The 25,108-nt window shown below is 71.6% G+C and carries 23 protein-coding genes; 18 read left to right on the top strand and 5 right to left on the bottom strand.

Annotated features, from left to right (window positions below):
* Positions 1–12: 12 nt before the first annotated feature.
* From ACZ3ZD_RS18740 to ACZ3ZD_RS18705, 8 genes are all read left to right on the top strand, one after another.
* On the top strand, positions 13–798 hold the full coding sequence (locus ACZ3ZD_RS18740) for an enhanced serine sensitivity protein SseB C-terminal domain-containing protein (RefSeq protein WP_467398452.1): 786 nt from the start codon (positions 13–15) through the stop codon (positions 796–798).
* A gap of 308 nt (positions 799–1,106) precedes the next feature.
* Positions 1,107–2,105, top strand: coding sequence for an ABC transporter permease (locus tag ACZ3ZD_RS18735; RefSeq protein WP_467398403.1), 999 nt, complete (start codon positions 1,107–1,109; stop codon positions 2,103–2,105).
* A 55-nt stretch (positions 2,106–2,160) separates the two neighbouring features.
* The gene (locus tag ACZ3ZD_RS18730; protein ID WP_467398401.1) at positions 2,161–3,912 is read left to right on the top strand and encodes an ABC transporter substrate-binding protein; all 1,752 of its coding nucleotides are present in this window, start codon (positions 2,161–2,163) and stop codon (positions 3,910–3,912) included.
* Between the two features lie 72 nt (positions 3,913–3,984).
* Positions 3,985–4,992, top strand: a complete 1,008-nt coding sequence (locus ACZ3ZD_RS18725) for an ABC transporter permease (RefSeq protein WP_467398398.1) — start codon at positions 3,985–3,987, stop codon at positions 4,990–4,992.
* On the top strand, positions 4,989–6,080 hold the full coding sequence (locus ACZ3ZD_RS18720) for an ABC transporter ATP-binding protein (RefSeq protein ID WP_467398396.1): 1,092 nt from the start codon (positions 4,989–4,991) through the stop codon (positions 6,078–6,080). Before ACZ3ZD_RS18725 ends, ACZ3ZD_RS18720 begins: the two co-directional genes overlap by 4 nt.
* A complete protein-coding gene (locus ACZ3ZD_RS18715) occupies positions 6,077–7,576 on the top strand; it encodes an ABC transporter ATP-binding protein (RefSeq protein ID WP_467398394.1) in 1,500 nt (499 codons plus the stop codon). The genes ACZ3ZD_RS18720 and ACZ3ZD_RS18715 overlap by 4 nt, the downstream gene beginning before the upstream one ends.
* 98 nt (positions 7,577–7,674) lie before the next feature.
* Positions 7,675–9,066 (top strand): M1 family metallopeptidase, encoded by a 1,392-nt coding sequence (locus ACZ3ZD_RS18710; protein WP_467398391.1) that lies wholly within the window; start codon positions 7,675–7,677, stop codon positions 9,064–9,066.
* 47 nt (positions 9,067–9,113) lie between these two features.
* A complete protein-coding gene (locus ACZ3ZD_RS18705; protein ID WP_467398390.1) occupies positions 9,114–9,773 on the top strand; it encodes a trimeric intracellular cation channel family protein in 660 nt (219 codons plus the stop codon).
* Here the strand turns inward: ACZ3ZD_RS18705 and ACZ3ZD_RS18700 are convergent.
* Complete coding sequence (locus ACZ3ZD_RS18700) at positions 9,682–10,947, bottom strand: alpha/beta hydrolase (protein WP_467398388.1); 1,266 nt, start codon at positions 10,945–10,947, stop codon at positions 9,682–9,684. The genes ACZ3ZD_RS18705 and ACZ3ZD_RS18700 overlap by 92 nt on opposite strands.
* Positions 10,948–11,100: 153 nt before the next feature.
* On the opposite strand from ACZ3ZD_RS18700, the gene ACZ3ZD_RS18695 reads away from it, so the two are divergent.
* A complete protein-coding gene (locus tag ACZ3ZD_RS18695) occupies positions 11,101–11,961 on the top strand; it encodes a thioesterase family protein (RefSeq protein WP_467398385.1) in 861 nt (286 codons plus the stop codon).
* A 251-nt stretch (positions 11,962–12,212) separates the two neighbouring features.
* Here ACZ3ZD_RS18695 and ACZ3ZD_RS18690 read toward each other — a convergent pair whose 3' ends face one another.
* Positions 12,213–12,839 carry a TetR family transcriptional regulator gene (locus ACZ3ZD_RS18690; RefSeq protein ID WP_467398383.1) on the bottom strand — a complete coding sequence of 209 codons (627 nt, stop codon included), beginning with the start codon at positions 12,837–12,839 and terminating at the stop codon, positions 12,213–12,215.
* A gap of 156 nt (positions 12,840–12,995) precedes the next feature.
* On the opposite strand from ACZ3ZD_RS18690, the gene ACZ3ZD_RS18685 reads away from it, so the two are divergent.
* From ACZ3ZD_RS18685 to ACZ3ZD_RS18675, 3 genes are all read left to right on the top strand, one after another.
* On the top strand, positions 12,996–13,154 hold the full coding sequence (locus tag ACZ3ZD_RS18685) for a DUF4229 domain-containing protein (RefSeq protein ID WP_467398380.1): 159 nt from the start codon (positions 12,996–12,998) through the stop codon (positions 13,152–13,154).
* A gap of 37 nt (positions 13,155–13,191) precedes the next feature.
* Positions 13,192–13,470: a DUF4190 domain-containing protein gene (locus ACZ3ZD_RS18680; protein ID WP_467398378.1), complete on the top strand. Its 279-nt coding sequence runs from the start codon at positions 13,192–13,194 to the stop codon at positions 13,468–13,470.
* A 144-nt stretch (positions 13,471–13,614) separates the two neighbouring features.
* Positions 13,615–14,784, top strand: coding sequence for a cysteine desulfurase family protein (locus tag ACZ3ZD_RS18675; protein ID WP_467398376.1), 1,170 nt, complete (start codon positions 13,615–13,617; stop codon positions 14,782–14,784).
* A 49-nt stretch (positions 14,785–14,833) separates the two neighbouring features.
* Here the strand turns inward: ACZ3ZD_RS18675 and ACZ3ZD_RS18670 are convergent, their stop codons facing one another.
* The gene (locus tag ACZ3ZD_RS18670; RefSeq protein WP_467398374.1) at positions 14,834–15,508 is read right to left on the bottom strand and encodes an N-acetylmuramoyl-L-alanine amidase; all 675 of its coding nucleotides are present in this window, start codon (positions 15,506–15,508) and stop codon (positions 14,834–14,836) included.
* Between the two features lie 60 nt (positions 15,509–15,568).
* Here ACZ3ZD_RS18670 and mnmA point away from each other — a divergent pair, with 60 nt between their 5' ends.
* Positions 15,569–16,699 (top strand): tRNA 2-thiouridine(34) synthase MnmA, encoded by a 1,131-nt coding sequence (gene mnmA, locus ACZ3ZD_RS18665; RefSeq protein ID WP_467398372.1) that lies wholly within the window; start codon positions 15,569–15,571, stop codon positions 16,697–16,699.
* A 32-nt stretch (positions 16,700–16,731) separates the two neighbouring features.
* Here the strand turns inward: mnmA and ACZ3ZD_RS18660 are convergent, their stop codons facing one another.
* Positions 16,732–17,514: an alpha/beta fold hydrolase gene (locus tag ACZ3ZD_RS18660; RefSeq protein WP_467398370.1), complete on the bottom strand. Its 783-nt coding sequence runs from the start codon at positions 17,512–17,514 to the stop codon at positions 16,732–16,734.
* A 37-nt stretch (positions 17,515–17,551) separates the two neighbouring features.
* Entirely contained in the window at positions 17,552–17,875 is a 324-nt protein-coding gene (locus tag ACZ3ZD_RS18655) for a DUF427 domain-containing protein (RefSeq protein ID WP_467398367.1), read from the bottom strand.
* Between the two features lie 65 nt (positions 17,876–17,940).
* Here ACZ3ZD_RS18655 and ACZ3ZD_RS18650 point away from each other — a divergent pair, with 65 nt between their 5' ends.
* From ACZ3ZD_RS18650 to ACZ3ZD_RS18630, 5 genes are all read left to right on the top strand, one after another.
* Positions 17,941–18,480 carry an LOG family protein gene (locus tag ACZ3ZD_RS18650; RefSeq protein ID WP_467398365.1) on the top strand — a complete coding sequence of 180 codons (540 nt, stop codon included), beginning with the start codon at positions 17,941–17,943 and terminating at the stop codon, positions 18,478–18,480.
* A gap of 7 nt (positions 18,481–18,487) precedes the next feature.
* Entirely contained in the window at positions 18,488–19,186 is a 699-nt protein-coding gene (locus ACZ3ZD_RS18645) for an SDR family oxidoreductase (protein ID WP_467398362.1), read from the top strand.
* Positions 19,187–19,277: 91 nt separating this feature from the next.
* Positions 19,278–20,285 carry a methionine synthase gene (locus tag ACZ3ZD_RS18640; RefSeq protein WP_467398360.1) on the top strand — a complete coding sequence of 336 codons (1,008 nt, stop codon included), beginning with the start codon at positions 19,278–19,280 and terminating at the stop codon, positions 20,283–20,285.
* Between the two features lie 15 nt (positions 20,286–20,300).
* The gene (gene ligA, locus ACZ3ZD_RS18635; protein ID WP_467398357.1) at positions 20,301–22,496 is read left to right on the top strand and encodes an NAD-dependent DNA ligase LigA; all 2,196 of its coding nucleotides are present in this window, start codon (positions 20,301–20,303) and stop codon (positions 22,494–22,496) included.
* 259 nt (positions 22,497–22,755) lie between these two features.
* A complete protein-coding gene (locus ACZ3ZD_RS18630) occupies positions 22,756–24,990 on the top strand; it encodes a putative bifunctional diguanylate cyclase/phosphodiesterase (protein ID WP_467398355.1) in 2,235 nt (744 codons plus the stop codon).
* Positions 24,991–25,108 lie beyond the last annotated feature (118 nt).

Raw genomic sequence — 25,108 nt, 5'->3', positions numbered from 1 at the left:
AGCGTCGAGCACATGCTGCGCCAGGTCACGCCCGGACGCTACGACGCCTACGAGGCCCTGCTCCGCGCCCTCGCCACCCCCTCCTCCGGTCAGGTCTGGATGCTCCTGTGGCACGGCCAGGCCGGCTCCCCGGACGCCCAGTACGGGAACATGGAGGTCGACGGCTGCCACTACGCCCCCTGCGTCACCTCCGCCCAGGAGCTGTCCGCCAGCGGCTGGAACCGGGCGTACGAGGTCGTCGACGGCCTGGACGTGGCCCGCACCCTCTACCCCGACCACTACGGCCTCTGGCTCAACCCGCACGCCCCGGGCGGTGGCGTCGGCATCCCCTGGCTCGACCTGCGCCGCATCGCCACCGGCCTGGACCGCCAGCCCGCCGGCCCGCTGCGGCTGGCCGAACCCGGCATCGAGATCCCCCAGTTCTACGCCCTGCTGGCGCAGAACGCGCACCGCACCCCCGCGCTCCGCTCGCTGCGCCGCGCCTGGGTGCAGCCCGCGCTCGGGGCGCCGTACCTCGCCATCGGCCTGGACGTGTACGACACCTCGCCGGCCGCGGTGGACTCGGTGCGCGCGATGATGCAGCAGTCCATCGGAGCGGTCCCGGAGGGGCTGCCGGTGTCGACGGTCGCGATGAGCGACGACTACGACCCGGTGGTGATGTGGATGCGGGTCAACGCCCGCCCGTTCTACGACCGCGAGGCCCACGTGCCCGCGCCGCAGCCCCAACTCCACGCGCCGGTCCCGCCGCAGGCCCCGGCCGGCGGGTACGGCTACCCGCCGGTGCACGGCGGCTACTGAGCCGTGACGGACCGCCCGCTTCTGCGCGCGTAGACAACGCCTGGTCGTCCGGAACCGCACCGATATCGGCCTTCTGTCCCAACTGGCACACGTCCGGGAGCCGTTACCCACTGTTCGGATAACGGAATCCCCCGGACTGCATCACGGTTGCGCATACTTTCGCCGTCAGCTCTGGCGGGTGATCACGACCACGCTGAAGACTCCCGACTCAGACATGAGGCCGAGACCTCGTGTCGATGGCAAGTCGACAAAGCCGCAATCCGCGGCAGGCGCAGGCCGGTCACCACCGGCGAGAGGGGTCGCTCACCGTGACCGCACCGATCGAGACCACCGGGGCGGCAGCCGAGGCACAGCCCGAGGCTGTGCTGGCGGGTGCCGGTAAGGGGCAGATCGAGGGTCGTTCCCTGGGCCAGATCGCCTGGACCCGGTTCAAGAAGGACAAGGTGGCCGTCGCGGGCGGTGTCATCGTCATCCTGCTGATCCTCCTCGCGATCCTCTCGCGCCCCCTCCAGGCCGCCCTCGGGCTCGACCCCAACGACTTCCACCAGGACCTGATCAGCCCGGACACCTCGCTGCCCAAGGGCAGTTGGGGTGGCGTGAGCCTCGACCACCCGCTCGGCGTGGACCCGAAGTTCGGCCGGGACATCGCCACCCGCATCCTGGAGGGCTCCTGGGTGTCGCTGGTGGTCGCCTTCGGCGCCACCATCCTGTCCAACGTGATCGGCGCCGTCATGGGCGTCATCGCGGGCTACTACGGCGGGCGCGTCGACTCGGTCATCAGCCGGCTGATGGACACCTTCCTCGCCTTCCCCCTCCTGCTGTTCGCCATCTCCATCTCCGCCACGCTCCAGGGCGGCGCCTTCGGCCTGTCCGGCCTGCCGCTCCACCTGTGCGTGCTGATCTTCGTCATCGGCTTCTTCAACTGGCCCTACCTGGGCCGGATCGTGCGCGGCCAGACCCTCGCCCTGCGCGAGCGCGAGTTCGTCGACGCCTCCCGGGGCATGGGCGCCAAGGCCCCGTACATCCTGTTCCGGGAGCTGATGCCGAACCTGGTCGGCCCGATCATCGTCTACTCGACGCTGCTCATCCCGACCAACATCCTCTTCGAGGCGTCCCTGAGCTTCCTCGGCGTCGGCATCCAGCCCCCGCAGGCGTCCTGGGGCGGCATGCTCCGCGAGGCCGTCGACTTCTACCAGGTCGATCCCATGTTCATGATCGTCCCTGGTGTCGCCATCTTCGTGACCGTCCTGGCCTTCAACCTGCTCGGCGACGGTCTCCGCGATGCTCTCGACCCGCGCAGTCGCTGACGCCTGCCGCAGAGAGCCCGAAAAGTTTCCAACAATGGAGGGGAAAGCGCCCATCATGCGAAGGTCAGCGCTGGCCGCGATCGCGGCCATCGGCTCCGCCAGTCTGCTCGTTGCAGGCTGCAGCAAGGCCGATGACAACAAGAACGAGAACGGGACCAAGTCGGCCGGGGCCAACGCCGCGACCAAGGGCGTCGTCAACGTGTCGGACAAGAAGGGCGGCACGGTCACCTACGAGCTGTCCGACGTCCCGGACTCGCTCGACCCCGGCAACACGTACTACGCGTACATGTACAACCTCAGCCGGCTGTGGGCCCGCCCGCTGATGACCTTCAAGCCCGGCCCCGGCGAGGAGGGCAACACCCTCGTCCCCGACCTCGCGGCGAGCAAGGGCGTCCCGAGCGACGGCGGCAAGACCTGGACGTACAAGCTGCGTTCGGGCCTGAAGTACGACGACGGCACGCCGATCACCTCGAAGGACGTCAAGTACGCCGTCGAGCGCTCCAACTTCGCGCGTGACGTGCTCTCCCTCGGCCCGAACTACTTCCAGCAGTTCCTGGCCGGCGGCGACAAGTACAAGGGCCCGTACAAGGACAAGAGCGACAAGGGCCTGTCCTCCATCCAGACGCCGGACGACCAGACGATCGTCTTCCACCTGAAGCAGGCCTTCCAGGAGTTCGACTACCTGGTCGCCGCCCCGCAGACGGCCCCGGTGCCCAAGGCGAAGGACACCGGCATCGACTACATCAAGCACATCGTCTCCTCCGGCTCGTACAAGTTCCAGAGCTACCAGGAGGGCCAGCAGGCCGTCCTCGTCCGCAACGAGAACTGGGACCCGAAGACGGACCCGCTGCGCAAGCAGCTGCCGGACAAGATCGTCGTCAAGCTGAAGGTCAACCCGGAGACGATCGACAAGGACGTCCAGGCGGGCAACGCGATCGACCTCGGCGGCACGGGTGTCCAGGCCGCCACGCAGGCCCAGGTCGTCACCGACCCGTCGAAGAAGGCCAACACGGACAACACCTACGGTGGCCGTCTGGTCTTCCTCGCGATCAACACCACGGTCGCGCCGTTCGACAAGCTCGAGTGCCGCAAGGCCGTCCAGTACGCCGTCGACAAGGTCTCGGTGCAGACCGCCGAGGGCGGCCCGATCCGCGGTGAGATCGCCTCCACGGTCCTGCCGCCGGACATCCCGGGCTACCAGAAGAACGACGTCTACGCCACGCCGGGCAACAAGGGCGACGTCGCCAAGGCCAAGTCGCTGCTGAAGGCCTGCGGCAAGACGTCGATCTCGACGAGCATCTCGGCCCGTTCGGACCGTCCGCAGGAGATCGACGCCGCCACGGCGATCATCGCCTCGCTGAAGAAGGTCGGCATCAACGCCACCCTCAAGCAGTTCCCGTCGGGCAAGTACTTCACCGACTACGCGGGCGTGCCGAAGTTCACCAAGAAGCAGAACCTCGGTCTGCACATGATGCAGTGGGGTGCCGACTGGCCCTCCGGCTACGGCTTCCTTCAGCAGATCCTGAACGGCAAGGCGATCAGCCAGTCCGGCAACACCAACCTGTCGCAGTACGACAACAAGCAGGTCAACGACCTGCTGGCCAAGGCGATCGGCACCCAGGACACCACCGAGCGCAACAGCCTCTACACGCAGATCGACAAGAAGACGATGGACGACGCCGTCCTCGTCCCGCTGACGTACTTCAAGGTCCTGCTGGCCCGCCCGACCGGCTACACCAACCTGGTCTCCACGGCGGCCTTCAGCGGTGAGTACGACTACCTCAACATCGGCGTCGCGTCGAAGTAGCAGCCCCGGAAGGCAGGTGAAGGCATTGGTGCCCGCGGGCTTCGCGGCCCGCGGGCACCAGCGCCGGTCCCCGTGATCTCGTACATCCTCCGCCGGACGTTCGCGGCAGTGATCCTGCTGCTGGTCGTCTCCGCGGTCACCTTTGCCATCTTCTTCCTGCTGCCACGGCTCGCCGGCCAGACAGCGGACCAGCTGGCGCAGCAGTACATCGGCAAGAGCCCGTCGAAGGCGGACATCGCCGCGGTCAAGCACAACCTCGGTCTGGACCAGCCCGTCTACGTCCAGTACTGGCACTTCATCAAGGGGATCGTGGCCGGCGCCGACTACAACCTCGGACCCACGACGGTCCACTGTGACGTGCCCTGCTTCGGCTACTCGTTCAAGGACCACGTGGCGGTCTGGCCGCAGCTCACCCAGCGCATCCCGATCACCCTCTCGCTGGCCGCCGGCGCCGCCGTGCTGTGGCTCGTCTCCGGTGTGGCCATCGGTGTGATCTCCGCGCTGAAGCCGCGCTCGTTCTTCGACCGCACCTTCATGGGCGTCGCGCTCGCCGGTGTCTCGCTGCCCATGTTCTTCACGGGGAACCTGGCGATCCTGCTCTTCGTCTTCAACTGGCCGATCTTCGGCCGCGACTACGTCCCGCTCACCGAGAACCCCGAGCAGTGGGCGAACACGCTCTTCCCCGCCTGGTGTTCGCTGGCGCTGCTCTACTCCGCCATCTACGCGCGGCTCACCCGCTCGGGCATGCTGGAGACGATGAACGAGGACTTCATCCGCACGGCCCGCGCGAAGGGCCTGCGCGAACGCAAGGTCGTGGTCCGGCACGGCCTGCGCGCCGCCCTCACCCCGATCATCACCGTCTTCGGCATGGACGTCGGTCTGCTGCTCGGCGGCGCCGTCATCACCGAGAGCGTCTTCTCGCTGGGCGGCGTAGGCCAGTACGCGGTGCAGGGCATCACCGACAACGACCTGCCCAAGATCCTCGGCGTGACCCTGCTCGCCGCCTTCTTCGTCGTGATCGCAAATCTCCTGGTGGACGTGCTCTACGCCGCCGCCGACCCGCGGGTGAGGCTCTCGTGACCGAACTCTCCAAGACCGGCGCGGCCGTGGGCGAGCCCACGCTCGGCAAGGCGCCCGAGGCCTTCCTGGAGGTCCGCGACCTCAAGGTGCACTTCCCGACCGACGACGGCGTGGTCAAGTCCGTCGACGGGCTCAGCTTCTCGCTGGAGAAGGGCCGGACCCTCGCCATCGTCGGCGAGTCCGGCTCCGGCAAGTCCGTCACCTCGCAGGCCATCATGGGCCTGCACCGGCTCGGCACCCGCGGCAAGAACGTGCGGATGTCCGGCGAGATCTGGCTGGACGGCACGGAGCTGGTCTCCGCCGCCCCGGACGAGGTGCGCAAGCTCCGCGGCCGCGAGATGGCGATGATCTTCCAGGACCCGCTGTCCGCGATGCACCCCTACTACAAGATCGGCGACCAGATCGTCGAGGCGTACCGGGTGCACCACGACGTCAGCAAGAAGGTCGCCCGCGCCCGGGCGATCGAGATGCTCGACCGGGTCGGCATCCCCGAGCCGGCCAAGCGCGTCGACGGCTACCCGCACGAGTTCTCCGGCGGTATGCGCCAGCGCGCCATGATCGCCATGGCGCTGGTGAACAACCCCGAACTGCTCATCGCGGACGAGCCGACCACCGCCCTCGACGTGACCGTCCAGGCGCAGATTCTCGACCTGATCCGGGACCTGCAGAAGGAGTTCGGCTCCGCGGTCATCATGATCACCCACGACCTCGGTGTGGTCGCCGAGATCGCCGACGACGTCCTCGTGATGTACGGCGGCCGGTGCGTGGAGCGCGGTCCGGCCGGCGAGGTCTTCGAACAGCCGCAGCACCCCTACACCTGGGGCCTGCTCGGCTCGATGCCCCGCATCGACCGCGAGACCTCCGAGCGGCTCATCCCGGTCAAGGGCTCTCCGCCGAGCCTCATCAACGTCCCCTCGGGCTGCGCCTTCCACCCGCGCTGCCCGTACGCGGACATCCCCAAGGGGAACGTCACCCGCACGGTGCGCCCCGAGCTGGAGCAGGTGAGCACCGGGCACTTCTCCGCGTGCCACCTCTCGACCGAGGACCGCCAGCGGATCTGGACCGAAGAGATTGCGCCGAAGCTGTGAGTGAGACCAAGAAGACGGACACCGTCGCCGAGGCCGCGGTCCCGAAGCAGGCGTCGGCTCCCGAGGAGCGGGAGGTGCTGCTCAAGGTCGAGGGCCTGACCAAGCACTTCCCGATCAAGAAGGGCATCCTGCAGCGCCAGGTCGGTGCCGTGAAGGCCGTCGACGGCATCGACTTCGAGGTGCGCAAGGGCGAGACCCTGGGCGTGGTCGGCGAGTCGGGCTGCGGCAAGTCGACCATGGGCCGGGTCATCACCCGCCTCCAGGACCCGACGGGCGGCCGGATCAGCTTCGAGGGCCGGGACATCACGCGGCTCGGCGCCGGGCAGATGCGCCCGCTGCGCCGCGACATCCAGATGATCTTCCAGGACCCGTACGGCTCCCTGAACCCCCGGCACACCATCGGCTCGATCGTCTCGGCGCCCTTCCGGCTCCAGGGCGTGGAGCCCGAGGGCGGGGTGAAGAAGGAGGTCCAGCGGCTCCTCGAACTGGTCGGCCTCAGCCCCGAGCACTACAACCGCTACCCGCACGAGTTCTCCGGCGGTCAGCGCCAGCGCATCGGCATCGCCCGCGCGCTCGCCCTGAAGCCGAAGCTGGTCGTGGCGGACGAGCCGGTGTCCGCGCTGGACGTGTCGATCCAGGCGCAGGTCGTGAACCTGATGGACGACCTCCAGCAGGAACTCGGCCTGACCTACGTGATCATCGCGCACGACCTCTCGGTCGTCCGGCACGTCTCGGACCGGATCGCGGTGATGTACCTCGGCAAGATCGTGGAACTCGCCGACCGCACCTCGCTGTACGAGGCGCCGATGCACCCGTACACCAAGGCGCTGCTGTCCGCGGTGCCGGTGCCGGACCCCAAGCGGCGGGGGCAGAAGAGCGAGCGCATCCTGCTCCGCGGCGACGTGCCCTCGCCGATCGCCCCGCCCCCCGGCTGCCGGTTCCACACCCGGTGCTGGAAGGCGACGGAGATCTGCCGGACGACCGAGCCGCAGCTGGTCGAGCTGAGGCCCGGTCAGCGCGTGGCCTGCCACCACCCGGAGAACTTCGAGGACCAAGCACCCCAGGACACGGTCCTGCTGACGGCGGCGAAGAAGGCGTCGGAACTGGTTCCGGACGCGGTCCTCTCCGAGGGTTCGGCGGCTGTCCCGGCACCGGTCGCCGAAGAGCCGGCGGCTGCCGAGGAGGAGACGGCGTCCGGGAAGGCGGCTGCCGAGGAGGCGGCGGTGTCCGGGAAGGCGGTTTCCGAGGAGCCGGCGGCTGCCGAGGAGTCGGCGGCTGCCGAGGCCGAGCCGGTTTCCGGTGTGAAGACCGGGCCCGGCGCCAAGGTGTCGACCAGGAAGGCCGCACCCGGGGCCGACGCCCCCGCGTCCGAGGCCGGTGCCCCCGTCGCGGAGCCCGACGCTCCCGCCGAGGGCCCGGGGGACACCGAAGCCGTCGCCGAGGAGGCCGGGCGGGAGGCCGGGGCCGGTGACTCCCAGGAGTCAACCGGGAAGTAGCACATGACGACTAGGTAAAGTCATGGACATGTCCAAACGGGAGAGTGAAGAGTCGTCCGTGCCCGACCACTGATCGGCACGCTCGAAAGGGACGACACATGCCACTCTCCCGTTCGGCACGTCTGGGGGCCGTCGCCACCGCGGCGGCCTCCTTCCTCGTCGTCGCCGCCTCCCCCGCCCCCACCCCCGGCGCCCCCGGCATCGGCGACCCCTACTTCCCCCGGCTGGGCAACGGCGGCTTCGACGCCCGCCACTACGACCTGGACATCGCCTACGCCCCGGACACCGGCCGCCTGGACGGCCGTACGACCCTCAGGGCCCGCGCCACCCAGCGGCTCTCCTCCTTCGACCTCGACCTCCAGCAGCTGGAGGTCACCGGCGTCCGGGTCGACGGCAGACCCGCGCGGTTCACGCGCGACGGCGACGAGATGACCGTCACCCCGCGCCACCCGCTCGCCCGGGGACGGGACTTCACCGTCTCCGTGACCTACGGCGGCATACCGCAGCCCCTCAGCGGCCCCATCGTGTTCGGCTCCAAGTACGGCTGGATGAAGACCCCCGACGGCGTCTTCGTCGCCTGCGAACCCAACGCCGCCTCCACCTGGTTCCCGTCCAGCGACCACCCCGCCGACAAGGCCACCTACGACATCCGGATCAAGGCGCCCCGGGGCCTGACCGGCGTCTCCAACGGCCGGCTGGTGTCGACGTACGACAAGGGCGGCTCGACGTACACCCACTGGCGCGAGTCGAAGCCGATGGCGACCTACCTCGCCACCGCCACCATCGGGAAGTTCGACGTGCGCACCGGCCGCACGCCCGGCGGCATCCCCGTGTACGTCGCCGTCGACCCCGTGCTGAAGAACAGCAACAAGGTCGACGTGTACGCCGTCACGGCCGCCGCCACCGACTACTGGTCGCAGGTCTTCGGGCCGTACCCCTTCGAGGAGACCGGCGCGATCGTCGACGACATGCCGGAGGCGGGGTTCTCGCTGGAGGTGCAGAGCAAGCCCGCCTACTCGGCCGTGCGCAGCGAGACGACCATCGTGCACGAGCTGGCCCACCAGTGGTTCGGCGACTCGGTGAGCGTGGCGCAGTGGAAGGACATCTGGCTGAACGAGGGCTTCGCCACCTACGCCCAGTGGCTGTGGGCCGAGCACAAGGGCACCCGCTCGGCGCACGACTCCTTCCTCGCCGACTACCGCTCCATCCCCGCCGGCTCCTCCTTCTGGCAGGTGAAGGTGGCCGACCCGCAGCGGGACACGATGTTCGCCTCCGCCGTGTACGACCGCGGCGCGATGACCCTCCAGATGCTCCGCGAGCGGATCGGCGACACGGCGTTCTTCAAGCTGCTCCCGGCCTGGACGAGGCTCCACCGGTACGGCAACGCGGACACCGCCGACTTCGTCCGCCTCGCCGAGCGCGTCAGCGGGCAGCAGCTCGACGACCTCTTCCACACCTGGCTGTTCACCACGGGCAAGCCCGCCCTGTGAGCCCGGCTTCGTAAGGGGCGCGCACTCCGGCAGGCGAGAATGTCGGGGTGCAGCTCCAGCAACTATTCAGTCCCTCCGTCCAGCACACGCTCGATGTCGTCGGGATCTTCGTGTTCGCGATCTCCGGCGCCCTGCTGGCCGTACGGAAGAACTTCGACGTCTTCGGCATCGCCGTGCTCGCCGAGGTCACCGCGCTGGGCGGGGGACTGTTCCGCGACCTCGTCATCGGGGCCGTACCCCCGGCCGCCTTCACGGACCTCGGGTACTTCCTCACCCCGCTGCTCGCCACCCTCGTCGTCTTCTTCCTGCACCCGCACGTGGAGCGCATCCAGGCGGCGGTGCTCGTCTTCGACGCGGCCGGCCTCGGCCTGTTCTGTGTCAGCGGTACGACGAAGGCGTACAGCTACGGCCTCGGCCTGACCGCGTCGGCGACGCTGGGCCTGGCCACCGCCGTGGGCGGCGGCGTGCTGCGCGACGTGCTGGCCAACGAGGTGCCCTCGCTGCTGCGCTGGGACCGCGACCTGTACGCGGTCCCCGCCATCGTCGGCGCCACGATGGTCGTGCTCTGCCTGCGCTACGACGCCCTCACCCCCCTCACCAGCGCCCTCGCCGCCGTCACGGCTTTCGTGCTGCGCCTGCTCGCGATGCGGTTCCACTGGCGAGCGCCGCGTGCGTGGAACCGCCGGTCGACGGTGACGGAGGAGTAGCGGCCCCGGCGGCGGTGGTCCCGGCGACCGACGTGTCCCGGCCCCTGGCGTGGCTCTGGCCCATCTGCAGGGTCAGCCAGCGGAAGACGGTGTCCACCTGCGGACGCCACAGCGCCATGGTGTGACCGCCCGCGCTGCGCGGCAGGAACACCACCCGCACGGTGGTCGGCGCCTTGGCGACGGACTCCAGGGCCATGCCCGCCTGGTAGCCGTCGCCGGACTCGCCGGACAGGTACAGCGCGATCCGGGGCCCCTCGGCCGCCTGCCGCAGCATCAGATAGGGGTTGTTCGCGGCGCGCAGCGCGGGGGTCTGCGCGGCGAGGGAGTTGCGCTCGCCGATCGGGTCGTTGTAGCCGGACATGCTCACCGCGGCCCGGTACCGGTCCGGGTGGGCCACGGCCAGCTTGACCGCGCAGTGAGCGCCCGCCGAGTACCCGGCCACCGCCCAGCCCTGGGGCGCCGGCTGGGCCCGGAAGTTGTCCGTGACCATCTTCGGCACGTCGACGCTCAGCCAGGTGTCGGCGTTGACCTGCCCGGGGATGTTGGCGCAGCCGGTGTCCACACCGGCCAGCAGGTTGGTGCGCGGCGCGACCAGGATGAACGGCGCCACCCGGCCGCTGCGCATCAGCGGCAGCAGCTGCTCGTGGGCCTTCATCGAGCCGAACCAGGCCTTGGCCGAGCCGGGATAGCCCGGCAGCAGCTCCACCACCGGGAACCTGGTGTGGCGGTAGGCCGGCTGGCCGTACTGCGGCGGCAGCCAGACGTAGACCTCGGCGTTCACGCCGGAGACCCGGCCCCTGAGCTGCGTGACCCGCACCCCGCCGGCCGCGCGCATGCCGGGCCCGTCGGCGGCCGTGAAGGTCTGGCGCACCTTGGGCAACCGTTTCACCGCGATCCCGCCGGTACCGTCCCGGCCGAGGTCGGCGGCCTGCTGGACGTGGTTGCCGGTGCCGAACAGGTCGGCCCAGTTGTCGTACAGGTTGTTCTGGTTGTTCACCAGCACGAAGACCAGCGTGACGGCCGTGCCCTGGGCGAACAGCAGCATCAGGACCCGGGCCGCGGTGCGCAGCGGCCTGGGCCCGCGCATCCGCGACCACAGCAGGAGTGGCAGTATCAGGGCGACCACGGACAGCACGACGGTCAGGTAGAGGAACGGAGTCCCGGTGAGGCTCATGTCCCCATAGAGGGAGTTCCGCGGCCCGAGGTTGTGGACGTGTCAGGACACTTACCGAGAAATTGCCGGAACCTCACCCGGAGGCCGGATCATGTCATCCGGTTGTCACACAAAAAGCTACCGCTTAGTAGTTTTCTACTGTACTGTTCAGCCATGCCAGAAGCAGCTTCCGTCCCAGCCGTACGGGCCCTGATCGGCGACAGCGAGTTCGACCGCGACACCGCGGTCACCCGCCGCGAGCCCGGTGTCTACGACATCGACCTCTCGGCCGGCTGGACCATCATCAGCGCCGTCAACGGCGGCTACCTGCTGGCCGTGCTCGGCCGGGCCCTCGCGGACGCCCTCCCGCACCCGGACCCCTTCACCATCTCCGCGCACTACCTGACCGCCTCCCAGCCGGGCCCCGCGGTCGTGCGCACCGAGACCGTGCGCACCGGCCGCACCCTCTCCACCGGCCAGGCCTCCCTCTTCCAGTACGACGACCAGGGCAACGAGGTCGAACGCATCCGCGTCCTCGCCTCCTACGGCGACCTCGCCACCCTCCCGGACGACGTCCGCACGACGGCCACCCCGCCCCCCATCCCGCCGCCGGAGCAGTGCTTCGGCGCCGAGGACGGCCCCGCCCCGGTCGACGGCAGCTCCGCCATCACCGAACGGCTGAGGCTCAGGCTGGACCCCGCCACCCTCGGCTGGGCGCTCGGCCGGCCGTCCGGCAAGGGCGAGATGCGCGCCTGGTTCGGGCTCGCCGACGGCCGTGACGCCGACCCGTTCTCGCTGCTCCTCGCCGTCGACGCGCTCCCGCCCACCGCCTTCGAGCTGGGCCTCAAGGGCTGGGTGCCGACCGTGGAACTCACCGTCCACGTCCGCCACCGCCCGGCCCCCGGCCCGCTGCGGGTGTCGATCACCACCCGCAACCTGGCCGGCGGCTTCCTGGAGGAGGACGCCGAGGTGTGGGACAGCGCGGACCGCCTGGTCGCCCAGTCCCGCCAGCTCGCCCGGGTAAGGCTCGGCTGAACACTTCTTACCGTTTCCGTCCCTTGCCCGACCCCATGTGCGTCGGGACCGGCATCGGGGGCCTCCCCGCTCTCCCGCTCCCTGTGCCGACGGAGTCGCGGGAGCTGCGGGAGCCGCGCCGCCGGTGACCCCCCGAACAGTCACGCGCCGCTCACCGCGCCACCCGCCGCCGTCCTGCCGGCGCTGCCCCCGCTGCCGGCCGCGTGCGGTTCGGGGAACTCCTGGGAGCGGCCCGGCAGGGCCGGCCGGCGTCAGTCCAGCCAGTGGCCGCGGCCGATGCTGATGAGCCGCAGCTGGCGGGTGGCGAGCTGCGCCACCCGCTCCCGCTCCTCCTGCGGGGCCTCCAGCGCCTCCAGGAACTGGGAGGCGGTGACGAGCATCTGGTCGACGTAGAGGTGCGCGAGCATCAGCAGGTCGTCGTCGCTCCAGCCCGCCGCCTCCGGGTCCTTGGCCAGCTCCGCCTTCACCTCCTCGGCGAACCGCAGCAGTTGGGCCCGTATGGCCTCGCGCACCGGCTGCACCCCGCCGTGCCGCTCACGGGCGACGAAGCGGACGTGCGCGGGGTGCGCCTCCACGTGGTGGGCGATCAACTCGACGGCACGGGTGATGCGTTCCGCGCTGTCACCCGTCGCGGAGACCGTCGTCCGCACCATCGGGTGCAGGCTGCCCAGCGCCTCGTCGACCAGGGCCACACCGAGGTCGGCGGTCGAGCGGAAGTGCCGGTAGAAGGCGGTCGGGGCGACACCGACGGCCCGGGTGACCTCGCGCAGGCCCAGACTGCTCAGGCTCTGCTCCTCCAGCAGCGCGAGCGCCGCGTCGAGGAACGCCTGCCGGGTCTTCTGCTTCTGGGCCTGCCGGATGCCGAGGGTGTGACTCATGTCATCCAGTTAACAACTGTTCTCCGGAATTGAAAAGCCGCCGAGGGCGCTAGACTCGAAGTCAGTGAACAACTGTTACTACAACTGTTCACCCAAACTTCACACCGGCTGAACGCCGGCTGTCAACGAGGCATCCCGGAGGGGGGATTCCATCCCATGCTGTTCCTCGTCGCCGCGCTCATGCTGCTCGGAGTCGTGATGGGCACCGTCGCCCACGTGCCGCTGACCGTCACCGCCGTCCTGGCCGCCGTCATCGCCGTCTGGCTCGGCGTGTTCGCGCTCCGCGAGCGCCGCCGCCACACCTCGGCCAACTGACCTCCACCTCAGGAAAGGACCCCAGGAGCTGAGCCCCATGCACCTGACCGCACCGGCCCCCGGCCGCACCGAGACCCGCCCGCGCACCCGCGACGCCGACGGCATGGCCGTCGCGTCCTTCATCCTCGGCCTCCTCGGCCTGCTCGTCCTCAACCTCTTCCTCGGCCCGATCGCCATCGCCCTGGCCGCGGTGGCCCTCTGGCGCGGCACCACCCGCCGAGCCCGCGCCTACCTGGGCCTCGCCCTCGGCCTCGCCGACCTGGCCGTCCTGGCGGTGACGATGGAGATCTCCGGAACGCTGTCCTGGAGCCTGTGACCGACGGCCGGGCCCCGAGGACGACGGGGCGGCCGCCGTACGCGTCGCAGAACCACGGCCGCAGAGCCGCGGCCGCCGCAAGCCGCAGCCACGGGGCGCCCGGAACCGGGGCCGAGGACCCGGCGCCGTAGAATCGGGCTCACCATGGCATACCTCGACCACGCCGCGACCACCCCGATGCTCCCGGAGGCGGCAGAGGCGCTCACCGCCCAGCTGAGCATCACGGGCAACGCCTCCTCCCTCCACGCATCCGGCCGGCAGGCCCGCCGTACGGTCGAGGAATCCCGCGAGGCCCTCGCCGAAGCGCTCGGCGCCCGCCCCAGCGAGGTCGTCTTCACCTCGGGCGGCACCGAGGCCGACAACCTGGCCGTCAAGGGCCTGTACTGGTCCCGCGTCGCCGCCGACCCGGCCCGCACCCGCGTCCTGGCCAGTCCCGTCGAGCACCACGCCGTCCTGGACGCCGTGCACTGGCTCGGCGAGCACGAGGGCGCCACCGTCGAGTACCTCCCCGTCGACTCCTACGGCCGCGTCCACCCCGACGCGCTGCGCGAGGCCATCGCCCGCAACCCCGACGACGTCGCCCTGGCCACCGTGATGTGGGCCAACAACGAGATCGGCACGATCATGCCGGTCCGTGAACTCGCCGACGTCACCGCCGGGTTCGGTGTCCCGCTGCACGCCGACGCGGTCCAGGCCTTCGGCCAGGTCCCCCTCGACTTCGAGGCCTCGGGCCTCGCCGCGATGACCGTCTCCGGCCACAAGATCGGCGGCCCCTACGGCATCGGCGCGCTGATCCTCGGCCGTGAGCACACCCCCGTACCCGTCCTGCACGGCGGCGGCCAGGAGCGGCACGTCCGCTCCGGCACGCTCGACGTCCCGGCCGTCGCCTCCTTCGCCGTCGCCGGCCGGCTCGCCGCCGAGCAGCAGGCGTGGTTCGCCCGGGAGATCGGCGTCCTGCGCGACCAGCTGGTCGACGCCGTGCGCAGCGCCGTACCGGACGCGATCCTGGGCGGCGACCCGGCACCCGGGGGCCGGCTCCCGGCCAACGCGCACTTCACCTTCCCCGGCTGCGAGGGCGACTCCCTGCTGCTCCTGCTGGACGCCCAGGGCATCGAGTGCTCCACCGGATCCGCCTGCACCGCGGGCGTCGCCCAGCCCAGCCACGTCCTCCTCGCCACCGGCACCGACCCGGACCTGGCCCGCGGCACCCTGCGCTTCTCCCTCGGCCACACCTCCACCGAGGCGGACGTCGAGGCCGTCGCCAAGGCGATCGGCCCGGCGGTCGAACGCGCCCGGGCGGCCGGGCTCACCTAGGCCCTCTCTTTCGGATCTCGCCGGCGTCGCGAAAGAAAGGACCTAGGGATCACCCGGTGCTCAGCTCGGGCTCCGCGCGGACCAGGTGTAGGTACCGCCCCCAGTCCCAGAACCGCCCGGGGTCCGTGTGGTCCGTGCCCGGCACCTCCACGTGCCCGATGACGTGCTCCCGGTCCACGGGGATGCCGTACCGCCCGCATATCGCCGCCGTCAGCCGGGCCGAGGCCGCGTACATGGCGTCCGTGAAGGAGGAGGCGTCCGCCACGAAGCCCTCGTGCTCGATGCCGACACTGCGTTCGTTGTACTCCCGGTTGCCCGCGTGGAAGGCGACGTCCAGCTCGCGGACCAGCTGGGTGACCCGCCCGTCCCCGCGCACGATGTAGTGCGCCGCCGCCCCGTGCCCCGGGTCCTGGAAGGCCTTGACCGCCGAGGCGTAGCCCCCCTGCGTGACATGGACGACGACCCGGTCGACCCGGTAGTCGTCCGGCCGGTCCGCCCGCCGGTAGTTCGCCGGCGAGGCCGCCACCCAGCGGGCGCCCCGGAAGTCGACCGCGCCCGCCACCCGCGGCCTCTCCACCCCCGGCAGCCGCCACCACAGGCGGGACAGCTCCTCGTGGGCCAGCACGGCCGTGCCCACCGCGGCCGCGGCCCCGCCGACGAGCAGGGCCCGCCGCCCCAGCCGCCGGTCCCCGTCCTGCGCCGCCACGTCCGTCGTCACCCCCATGTCAGCCCCAACGGATATCCGGCCGACCAGGTTCCCGCGTCCCCGTACCCTGGAAGGGTTATGACTGACACCCCGCAGCGCACCCGCCCCCTCCGCGTCCTCGCCGCCATGTCCGGCGGAGTGGACTCCGCCGTAGCCGCCGCGCGGGCCGCGGAAGCCGGCCACGACGTCACCGGCGTCCACCTCGCGCTCTCCGCGAACCCGCAGTCGTTCCGCACCGGCGCGCGGGGCTGTTGCACCATCGAGGACTCCCGCGACGCCCGCCGCGCGGCCGACGTCATCGGCATCCCGTTCTACGTCTGGGACCTCGCCGACCGCTTCCGTGAGGACGTCGTCGAGGACTTCGTCGCCGAGTACGAGGCCGGCCGCACCCCGAACCCGTGCCTGCGCTGCAACGAGAAGATCAAGTTCGCGGCGCTGCTGGACAAGGCACTGGCCCTCGGCTTCGACGCCGTCTGCACCGGCCACTACGCCCAGGTGATCGTGCGCGGGGACGGCTCCCGCGAACTGCACCGCGCCTCCGACATGGCGAAGGACCAGTCGTACGTCCTCGGCGTCCTGGACGACAAGCAGCTCGCGCACGCCATGTTCCCGCTCGGCGACACCGTCACCACCAAGGACGAGATCCGCGCGGAGGCCGAGCGCCGGGGCCTGGCCGTGGCCAGGAAGCCCGACTCGCACGACATCTGCTTCATCGCCGACGGCGACACCCAGGGCTTCCTGGCCAAGCGGCTCGGCAGGGCCGAGGGCGACATCGTGGACGAGACCGGCACCAAGCTGGGCACCCACGACGGCGCGTACGGCTTCACCATCGGCCAGCGCAAGGGCCTGCGGATCGGCACCCCGGCCCCGGACGGCAAGCCGCGCTACGTCCTGGACATCTCCCCGGTCACCAACACCGTCACCGTCGGCCCCGCCGACGCCCTCGACGTCACCGCGCTCACCGCGATCAAGCCGCGCTGGTGCGGCGCCGCCCCCACCGGGCCCGGCACCTACACCGCCCAGCTGCGCGCCCACGGCGGCGAGACCGAGGTCACCGCCGAGCCCGTCGACGGCGAGCTGCGCGTGACCTTCGCCGAGCCGGTCCGCGGGGTCGCCCCCGGCCAGGCGATCGTGCTGTACGACGGCACGCGCGTGGTGGGCTCGGCGACGATCGCGTCCACCACGCGCGCGACGGCACCGGCGATCTGACCCGACGGGGGCGCCGGCCCCGGTGCGGACCGTCAGCCGGCGACGAACTCCGCCAGCACCGGCCCCAGGACGTCCGGTTCCACCATGTGGGTCTGGCCCGCCAGGACCCGGTACGTGCCCTGGGGCACGGCGTCCGCGACCGCCTGGTTCGCCCGGTGCATCCACTCCGGGCTCGCGCCGCCCGCGACGGCCAGCACCGGCACGGAGATCCCGGCCAGACGCGCGCGGGGGAGCAGCCCGTCGCCCATGACGGCGTCGTCGTGGGCGAGGCTGGGGGCGACGGCCTCCATGCCGGGCCACATCGGGGACTGGCGGGCGCGCTGGATCATCTCCTCGCCGAGGCCCGTCAGGCGCAGGAACAGCTCCACCGCGTCCCCGCGCCGGCCCTCGGCGAGCGCCGTGTTCAGCTGCTCCTTGTAGACGGCCTCCCGCGTGGCGCCGCCCGGCAGGTGGTCGGCGTACGGCACCTCGTACACCGCCGCCCGGCGCACCGGCAGTCCGCTCGCCGCCGCGTGCAGGACCAGCGCGCCGCCCGAGGAGACCCCGAACAGCGCCGCGTCGCCGCCCACCGCGTCGAGCAGCGCGGCCAGGTCCTCGACCTCGCGGTCGACCGCGTACGGCGGTGTGTCGCCGCTCTCGCCCCGGCCCCGGCGGTCGTAGACGACGGCCGTGCAGCGATCCGCGAGGCTCTCCGCCAGGGGCATCAGGGTGCCGCCGGTGGACATCGCGCCGCTCACGAGGAGCACCGCGGGCCCCCGGCCGGTCACGTGGTACGCGAGGGAGGTCCCGTCGCGCGAAGTGGTCTTCTTGTCCATGCCCGTGCAGACTGCCGTACGGCACGGGACTCACCGGTCATGACACGTCGGTGTCGTAGAAGCAGTAGTGGTCCCTGATCTCCGCCACGCCCGGCTTGGGATCCGGGTACGCCCAGACGAGGTCGGGCGCGTCGGGCAGCGACCAGTAGGACGCCGTGCCCTTGAACGGGCAGACGGTGTGCGTGTCGGAGGGCGTCAGCAGGTCCAGGCGCACGTCCTCGGCGGGGATGTAGTACCGCACCGGGCAGCCCGTCTCGCGCAGCTCCAGGGCGCGGTCGGACTCGGCGAGCACCTGGCCGCCGCGCACCACGCGCGCGTGCAGGCCGCTCTTCTGGATCGTGATCGTGTGTCCTTGGGTCATACCGGTGCAGCGTCCCGAGGCCCGTGCTTCTTCCCGCCCGGTCGGGGGACCGTACGGTAGGGGGCATGAACATCTGTGTCTTCCTGTCCGCCGCGGACCTCGACGAGCGGTACACGCGCCCCGCGCGCGAGTTCGCGGAACAGATCGGCAAGGCCGGCCACACCCTCGTCTGGGGCGGCTCCGACGTCGGTCTGATGAAGGTGGTCGCCGACGGCGTGCAGGAGGCGGGCGGCAGGCTGCTCGGTGTGTCCGTGGAGTTCCTGGCGAACAAGGCGCGCCCCGGTGCCGACGAGATGGTCATCGCGGCCGACCTCGCCGAACGCAAGAAGCTGCTGCTGGAGAAGGCCGACGCCGTGGTGATCATGGTGGGCGGTACCGGAACGCTGGACGAGGCCACCGAGATCCTGGAGCTGAAGAAGCACGGCCGCACCGAGAAGCCGGTCGTGCTGCTGAACACCGCGGGCTTCTACGACGGCCTGCGCGAGCAGTTCCGCCGCATGGAGGCCGAGGGCTTCCTGCCCCGCCCGCTGGCCGAGCTGGTCTTCTTCGCCGACGAGCCGGCCGGTGCGCTGGCCTACCTGGAGGAGCAGGTCCGGCCACACTGATGCGAGCATGGCAGGCATGGCTACTCATGTGATCACCGGGGCCGGTTCCGGCATCGGCGCGGCCGTCGCCCGCCGGCTGCACGCGCGCGGGGACGAACTCGTGCTGCACGCGCGCGACGCGGGCCGCGCGAAGGAGCTGGCGGCCGAGTTCCCCGGCGCGCGCACCCTGGTCGGCGACCTCGCGGACCCGGACAAGCTGTCCTGGGCGTTCTCCCACCAGACGCTCCCGGACCGGGTGGACTCCCTGCTGCACATCGCCGGCGTCGTGGACCTCGGCGAGGTCGGCGACCTCACCCCGAAGTCCTGGCGCCACCAGCTCAACGTCAACCTGGTCGCGCCCGCCGAGCTGACCCGGCACTTCCTGCCGCAGCTCCGGGCCGCCCACGGCCACGTGATCTTCGTCAACTCCGGCGCCGGCCTCACCGCCCACGCCGGCTGGTCCGCGTACGCCGCCTCCAAGCACGGCCTGAAGGCCCTCGCCGACGCCCTGCGCCAGGAGGAGCACGCGGCCGGTCTCCGGGTCACCTCCGTCTACCCCGGCCGCACCGCGAGCCCCATGCAGGCCAAGGTCCACCAGCAGGAGGGCAAGGACTACGACGCGGCGAAGTGGATCGACCCCGAGTCGGTCGCCACGACGATCCTGCTGGCCCTGGACCTGCCACGCGACGCGGAGATCAACGACCTGACGGTACGCCCCGGACGCTGACGGGGGCCGGCGGCGCCCGGACCGCCCGCGTGCGCGGCTACGGCGCCCACTGGCTGTCGGTTCCCCGGCCGGCGTTACGTACCCTGCCGGGGTGAGCGAAAACAGCCAGTTCAGGTTCCCGGGGGCCACCGGTGTCGGCTCCCTCCCCGGCGGGGACACCAGGGAAGCCGCCAAGACGGTCACCGGCAGCCTCGAGGACTTCCCCTTCCTTCCGGAGCTGCCCGCGCGCGGGCCCGGGGCCGACATGATCGGCCGTACCGCCGGGATGCTGGTCGAGCTGTACGCGCGCGTGGAGCCCAGCGGGTGGCGGATCGGGGACCGGCCGGGCCGGGACACCAGGCGGGCCAGGTCCTGGCTGCGCGAGGACCTGGACGCCCTGGAGGAGTTCACGCAGGGCTACGAGGGCCACCTGAAGGTGCAGGCGGTCGGCCCCTGGACGCTGGCCGCCGCCCTGGAGCTGAAGAACGGCGAGGCCGTCCTCTCGGATCCCGGCGCCTGCCGTGACCTGGCCGCCTCGCTCGCCGAGGGGCTGCGGCTGCACCTGGACGAGGTCCGGCGCCGTGTCCCCGGCGCCCGGATCGTCCTCCAGCTGGACGAACCCTCCCTCACCGCCGTCCTGCGCGGCCAGGTCCGTACCGCCAGCGGCTACCGCGTCCACCGGGCCGTGGACCGGCAGATCGTGGAGGCCGGCCTCCGGGACGTCCTCGGCGCGCACGGCGGCGGCCCGGTGGTGGTGCACTCCTGCGCCCCGGACGTGCCGTTCGCCCTGCTGCGCCGGGCCGGCGCGGCGGCCGTCTCGTTCGACTTCGCCCTCCTCACCGAGCGTGACGACGAAGTGATCGGCGAGGCCGTCGAGGGCGGCACGCGCCTGTTCGCCGGTGTCGTGCCGGGCACGGACGGCCCGTTGTCAGACCCTGCCGGTAGCGTCATGGGTGTCAGGACGCTGTGGCGCAGGCTGGGGCTGCGTCCGGGGCTGCTCGCGGAGGCGGTCACGGTGACCCCGGCATGCGGTCTCGCGGGCGCTTCACCCGGCTACGCGCGCCAGGTGCTCGCCCACTGCGTCCGGGCGGCGAGATCCCTCGCGGACAACCCAGAGTAACGGGAGGACGACACGGTGGCCGGCGACAAGCAGCAGGCGGAGACGGCAGTGCCCGCCGAGGCACGTGACAGGCACGCGCAGCTCGCTGAGCAGATCGAGGAGCACCGCTTCCGGTACTACGTGAAGGACGCTCCCGTCATCAGCGACGCGGAGTTCGACCAGCTCCTGAAGTCCCTGGAGGCCCTGGAGGAGGAGTATCCGGAGCTGCGCAGCCCGGACTCGCCCACCCAGAAGGTCTCCGGGTCGTACGAGACGGAGTTCACCGCGGTCGAGCACCGTCAGCGGATGCTCTCGCTCGACAACACGTTCAACGACGAGGAGCTGGCCACCTGGGCCGAGCGCATCGCGCGCGAACTGGGCGAGCAGACCTACCACTTCCTGTGCGAGCTGAAGGTCGACGGCCTCGCCGTCAACCTCACCTACGAGAAGGGCCGTCTCACCCGCGCGGCCACCCGCGGCGACGGCCGCACCGGAGAGGACATCACGCCGAACGTCCGCACGATCGCGGACATCCCCGACCGCCTCACGGGTGACAAGGTGCCCGAGCTGGTGGAGATCCGCGGCGAGGTCTACTTCCCGATGGAGAAGTTCCTCGAACTCAACGAACGCCTGGTGGCGGCCGGCGACAAGCCGTTCGCCAACCCGCGCAACGCCGCCGCCGGTTCGCTGCGCCAGAAGGACCCGCGCGTCACCGCCACCCGCCCCCTGCACATGGTCGTCCACGGCATCGGCGCCCTGGAGGGCTTCACGGGCATGACCCGGCTCTCCCAGGCGTACGACCTGCTCAAGACCTGGGGCCTGCCCACCTCCCCGCACAACAGGGTGGTCGACGACCTCGACGGGGTAAGGAAGTTCATCGCGCACTACGGCGAGAACCGCCACTCCGTGGAGCACGAGATCGACGGTGTCGTGGTCAAGCTGGACGAGATCCGCCTCCAGGGGCGGCTCGGGTCCACCGCGCGGGCCCCGCGCTGGGCGATCGCCTACAAGTACGCGCCGGAAGAGGTCAACACCAAGCTGATCGACATCAAGGTCGGCGTCGGCCGCACCGGCCGTGTCACGCCGTACGCGCAGGTCGAGCCGGTCACGGTGGCCGGCAGCGAGGTCGAGTTCGCCACCCTGCACAACCAGGAGGTCGTCAAGGCCAAGGGCGTCCTCATCGGGGACACGGTCGTGCTCCGCAAGGCCGGTGACGTCATCCCGGAGATCCTCGGTCCGGTGGTCGACCTCCGGGACGGCGGCGAGCGGGAGTTCGTGATGCCGGGCGAGTGCCCCGAGTGCGGCACACCGCTCAGGCCCATGAAGGAGGGCGACATCGACCTGAGGTGCCCCAACGCCCGTACCTGCCCCGCCCAGTTGCGGGAGCGGGTGTCCTACCTCGCGGGCCGCGACTGCCTGGACATCGAGCACTTCGGCGAGGTGGCCGCCGCCGCGCTCACCCGTCCGCTGGAGCCGGCCGAGCCGCCGCTGGTGGACGAGGGCGACCTGTTCGACCTGACGGTGGAGAAGCTGCTGCCCATCAAGGCCTACGTCCTCGACCCGGCCAGCGGTCTGCCCAAGCGCGATCCCAGGACCGGCGAGGAGAAGGTCGTCACCGTCTTCGCCAACCAGAAGGGCGAGCCGAAGAAGAACACCCTCGCCCTGCTGGCGAACATCGAGGAGGCCAAGTCCCGTCCGCTCGCCCGCTTCCTGAACGGGCTGTCGATCCGGCACGTGGGCCCGGTCGCCGCGCAGGCCCTCGCGCGCGAGTTCCGCTCCGTCGACCGTATCGAACAGGCCACCGAGGCGGAGCTGGCGGCCACCGACGGCGTCGGCCCCATCATCGCCGCCGCGCTCAAGGAGTGGTTCGCCGAGGACTGGCACCGCGAGATCGTCCGCAAGTGGAAGGCCGCGGGCGTCCCGCTGGAGGAGCAGTCCTCCGGCGAGGACGAGGGGCCGCGTCCGCTGGAGGGGCTCACGGTCGTCGTCACCGGCACGCTGGAGAACCACACCCGGGACGGCGCCAAGGAGGCACTGCAGGGCCAGGGCGCGAAGGTGACCGGTTCGGTGTCGAAGAAGACCTCGTTCGTCGTAGTGGGTGACAACCCCGGATCGAAGTACGACAAGGCGATGCAGCTGAAGGTTCCCGTTCTGGACGAGGACGGTTTCACCGTCCTGTTGGAACGCGGACCGGAGGCGGCGGCCGAAGTCGCGCTTCCGACCGGGGAGTAGCGGTTGAAGGCCACCCGATCGGCGCATATCAGATGCATACGGGTGGCCCGGGCGCATTCGGGCAACCGTCGGGGACCGGTGCCCGTGGAAGCCTTCCGCGGCCTACTGTTGAGGGGTGCGCCTGCCGTGCCCGGCTCCGGCTGGGGCATCCCCGTGCCCCCCAGGAGCGCGGGGAAGGGTTCTTCGGCGCGGAGCTGCTGAGGGTTGTCGGGCATCGGGCCGCGTGGCGTGGGCACCGCCGGCTGTGAGAGGGACGGGAATGGAACCGACCGAGAGCGCCGCCCCGGACTCACGGCTGCGCCTGCGCCGCCGCGCGGTCGCGTGGCGTGGGTACCGGTGGACCGGCCGGACCGACGGGCGGACGGGCCGGCAGCCGCGCCCGGCCGGACCGGGCGCCGCCACCGAAGCCCACGCCCCCCTGCCCGTCCTCGCGGCCGACCCGGGCCTCACCGGCGCCGACACCGAACGGCACCCGTCCTGGCCGGCGCTGCCCGCGGGCCTCGTGGCCGCAGCGGGCCTCGCCCTGGGCGCCGGCTTCTACCGCGCCTACATCGGCCACCACGCCCTCTTCCCCAGCGGCGCGGTCGGCTGGTCGCTGGCCCTGCTGACCGGCGTCATCGTCGGCCACCTCGTCATGCTGGGCCGCGCCCGCTGGTGGGGCGGCACCGGATCGGGCGCCGCCCTCACCCTCGCCGTCCTGCTGCGGTACGGCTGGGTGCCGGCCGTCCTGGTCAGCCTCACCGTCGTCGTCCTGGTCGGCGTCGCCCGCCGGCACCGCTGGCGCCAGGGCGTCCTGCACGGCGCGGTGGACGTCCTCGGCCTCGGCGCCGGCGCGCTGCTGCTCGGCGCGTTCGGCCGGGTCCCGAGCGTCGAGGAGCCCTGGCGGCCCGGCACCTGGAGCCTCGCCACGGTCCCGCAGGTCGTCCTGGTCGCGGTCGTCTACCTGGCCGTCAGCCGCGGCCTGCTGTGGTACCTGAACGCACCGCGCGGCGGGGTGCCCACCGTCGCCCGCACCGCCCTGGTCCGGCAGGGCCTGGTCGCCGTGGCGCTGCTCGGCATCGCGCCCCTGCTGTGCGTCGTCGCCGACGCCCAGCCGATCCTGCTGCCGCTCTTCGCCATCCCGCTCATCGCCCTGGACTCCACGCTGTGGATGGCCCGTGCCCGCGCCGAGGAGCAGCTGCGCGACCCGCTGACCGGGCTGCCCAACCGGCAGTGGCTGCTGGAGCGGATCTGGACGGCCCTGGACGACGCCGAGCGCATCGGCGCCCGCGCCGCGCTCATGCTGATCGACCTCGACCGTTTCCGCTCGGTGAACGACACGCTGGGTCACCTGGCCGGCGACCGGCTGCTGCTCCAGATCGCCGACCGGCTGCGGCTCGCCCTGCCGCGTGGCGCGGAGGCCGCCCGGCTCGGTGGTGACGAGTTCGCCGTCTTACTGCCCGTAGCCGACTCCACCACGTCGGCCACGCGCGTCGCCCGCGGTCTGGTCACCGCCCTCAGCTCCCCGCTCGACCTCGACGGCCTCACCCTCGTCCTGGAGGCCAGCGCCGGTGTCGCCGTCTTCCCCGACCACGCCCTCGACGCCGAGGGGCTGCTGCGCCGCGCCGACGTCGCGATGTACCAGGCGAAGAGGGACCGTACGGGCGTGGAGGTCTACGAGTCCAAGCGCGACTCCAACACCCCCGACCGCCTCGGCCTGCTGGGCGACCTTCGCCGGGCACTGGACGCGCACGAGGTGCAGCTCCACTACCAGCCCAAGGTCCGCTTCGACGGGCAGGTCGCCGGCCTGGAGGCACTGGTCCGCTGGGTGCACCCCGAGCGCGGCAAGGTGCCGCCGGACGAGTTCATAGCGATAGCCGAGTCCTCCGGGCTGATGCCCCACCTCACCGAGTACGTGCTGGAGACCGCGCTCGCCCAGGTCGCCCGGTGGCGCGCGCAGGGCCTGCGGGTACCCGTCGCCGTCAACGTCTCCCCGCGTGACGTGCACACGCCCGGCTTCGCCGGCTCCGTCGCCGCCCGCCTCGCCCGGCACGGCGTCCCGGCGGGAGCGCTCCAGCTGGAGATCACGGAACACGTCCTGCTGGAGGATCCGCAGCGGGCCGCCGACACCCTCGCCGGGCTCACCGGGCACGGCGTGAAGATGTCCCTGGACGACTTCGGCACCGGCTACTCCTCCCTGGTGCACCTGCGCCGGCTGCCGGTCAGCGAGCTGAAGATCGACCGCTCCTTCGTCGCCCGGCTGGCCGTCGACGCCCAGGACGCCGAGATCGTGCGCTGCACCCTCGACCTCGCCCACTCGCTGGGCCTCCTCGTCGTCGCCGAGGGCGTGGAGGACGACGAGACCTGGGAGCGGCTGCGGGACCTGGGCTGCGACGCGGTCCAGGGCTGGCTGGTGGCCGCCGCGATGCCCCCCGAGGAGGCGACGGCGTGGCTCCTGGCCCGGGGTTCCCGGGGCTGGCAGCGTCCCCCCGCCGCCCTCCCGGCCGCCGAGTAGTCCCCGCCCGCCCCGCGCGCGGTTCCTCCCGGCTCCCGGCCGTTTCCGTCGCGGACCCGGCCCACCCCGCGCGATCGTTGTACCGACCGGTGCCGCACCGCCCGCCGCGGTCCGGCCG

It is taken from the genome of Streptomyces sp. NPDC023481 (genome assembly GCF_055560195.1).
The sequence above is the reverse complement of the archived record's forward strand: the minus strand, read 5'-3'. Positions and strand labels throughout refer to the sequence as shown.

Excerpts from the sequence above, each read along its gene's own strand:
- ACZ3ZD_RS18675 (WP_467398376.1), top strand. The coding sequence starts at position 13,615 with ATGGCATACCTCGACCACGCCGCGACCACCCCGATGCTCCCGGAGGCG.
- ACZ3ZD_RS18680 (WP_467398378.1), top strand. The coding sequence starts at position 13,192 with ATGCACCTGACCGCACCGGCCCCCGGCCGCACCGAGACCCGCCCGCGC.
- ACZ3ZD_RS18695 (WP_467398385.1), top strand. The coding sequence starts at position 11,101 with ATGCCAGAAGCAGCTTCCGTCCCAGCCGTACGGGCCCTGATCGGCGAC.
- ACZ3ZD_RS18630 (WP_467398355.1), top strand. The coding sequence starts at position 22,756 with ATGGAACCGACCGAGAGCGCCGCCCCGGACTCACGGCTGCGCCTGCGC.
- ACZ3ZD_RS18670 (WP_467398374.1), bottom strand. The coding sequence starts at position 15,508 with ATGGGGGTGACGACGGACGTGGCGGCGCAGGACGGGGACCGGCGGCTG.
- ACZ3ZD_RS18685 (WP_467398380.1), top strand. The coding sequence starts at position 12,996 with ATGCTGTTCCTCGTCGCCGCGCTCATGCTGCTCGGAGTCGTGATGGGC.
- ACZ3ZD_RS18730 (WP_467398401.1), top strand. The coding sequence starts at position 2,161 with ATGCGAAGGTCAGCGCTGGCCGCGATCGCGGCCATCGGCTCCGCCAGT.
- ACZ3ZD_RS18660 (WP_467398370.1), bottom strand. The coding sequence starts at position 17,514 with ATGGACAAGAAGACCACTTCGCGCGACGGGACCTCCCTCGCGTACCAC.
- ACZ3ZD_RS18740 (WP_467398452.1), top strand. The coding sequence starts at position 13 with ATGCTGCGCCAGGTCACGCCCGGACGCTACGACGCCTACGAGGCCCTG.
- ACZ3ZD_RS18710 (WP_467398391.1), top strand. The coding sequence starts at position 7,675 with ATGCCACTCTCCCGTTCGGCACGTCTGGGGGCCGTCGCCACCGCGGCG.
- ACZ3ZD_RS18650 (WP_467398365.1), top strand. The coding sequence starts at position 17,941 with ATGAACATCTGTGTCTTCCTGTCCGCCGCGGACCTCGACGAGCGGTAC.
- mnmA (WP_467398372.1), top strand. The coding sequence starts at position 15,569 with ATGACTGACACCCCGCAGCGCACCCGCCCCCTCCGCGTCCTCGCCGCC.
- ACZ3ZD_RS18655 (WP_467398367.1), bottom strand. The coding sequence starts at position 17,875 with ATGACCCAAGGACACACGATCACGATCCAGAAGAGCGGCCTGCACGCG.
- ACZ3ZD_RS18645 (WP_467398362.1), top strand. The coding sequence starts at position 18,488 with ATGGCAGGCATGGCTACTCATGTGATCACCGGGGCCGGTTCCGGCATC.
- ACZ3ZD_RS18700 (WP_467398388.1), bottom strand. The coding sequence starts at position 10,947 with ATGAGCCTCACCGGGACTCCGTTCCTCTACCTGACCGTCGTGCTGTCC.
- ACZ3ZD_RS18690 (WP_467398383.1), bottom strand. The coding sequence starts at position 12,839 with ATGAGTCACACCCTCGGCATCCGGCAGGCCCAGAAGCAGAAGACCCGG.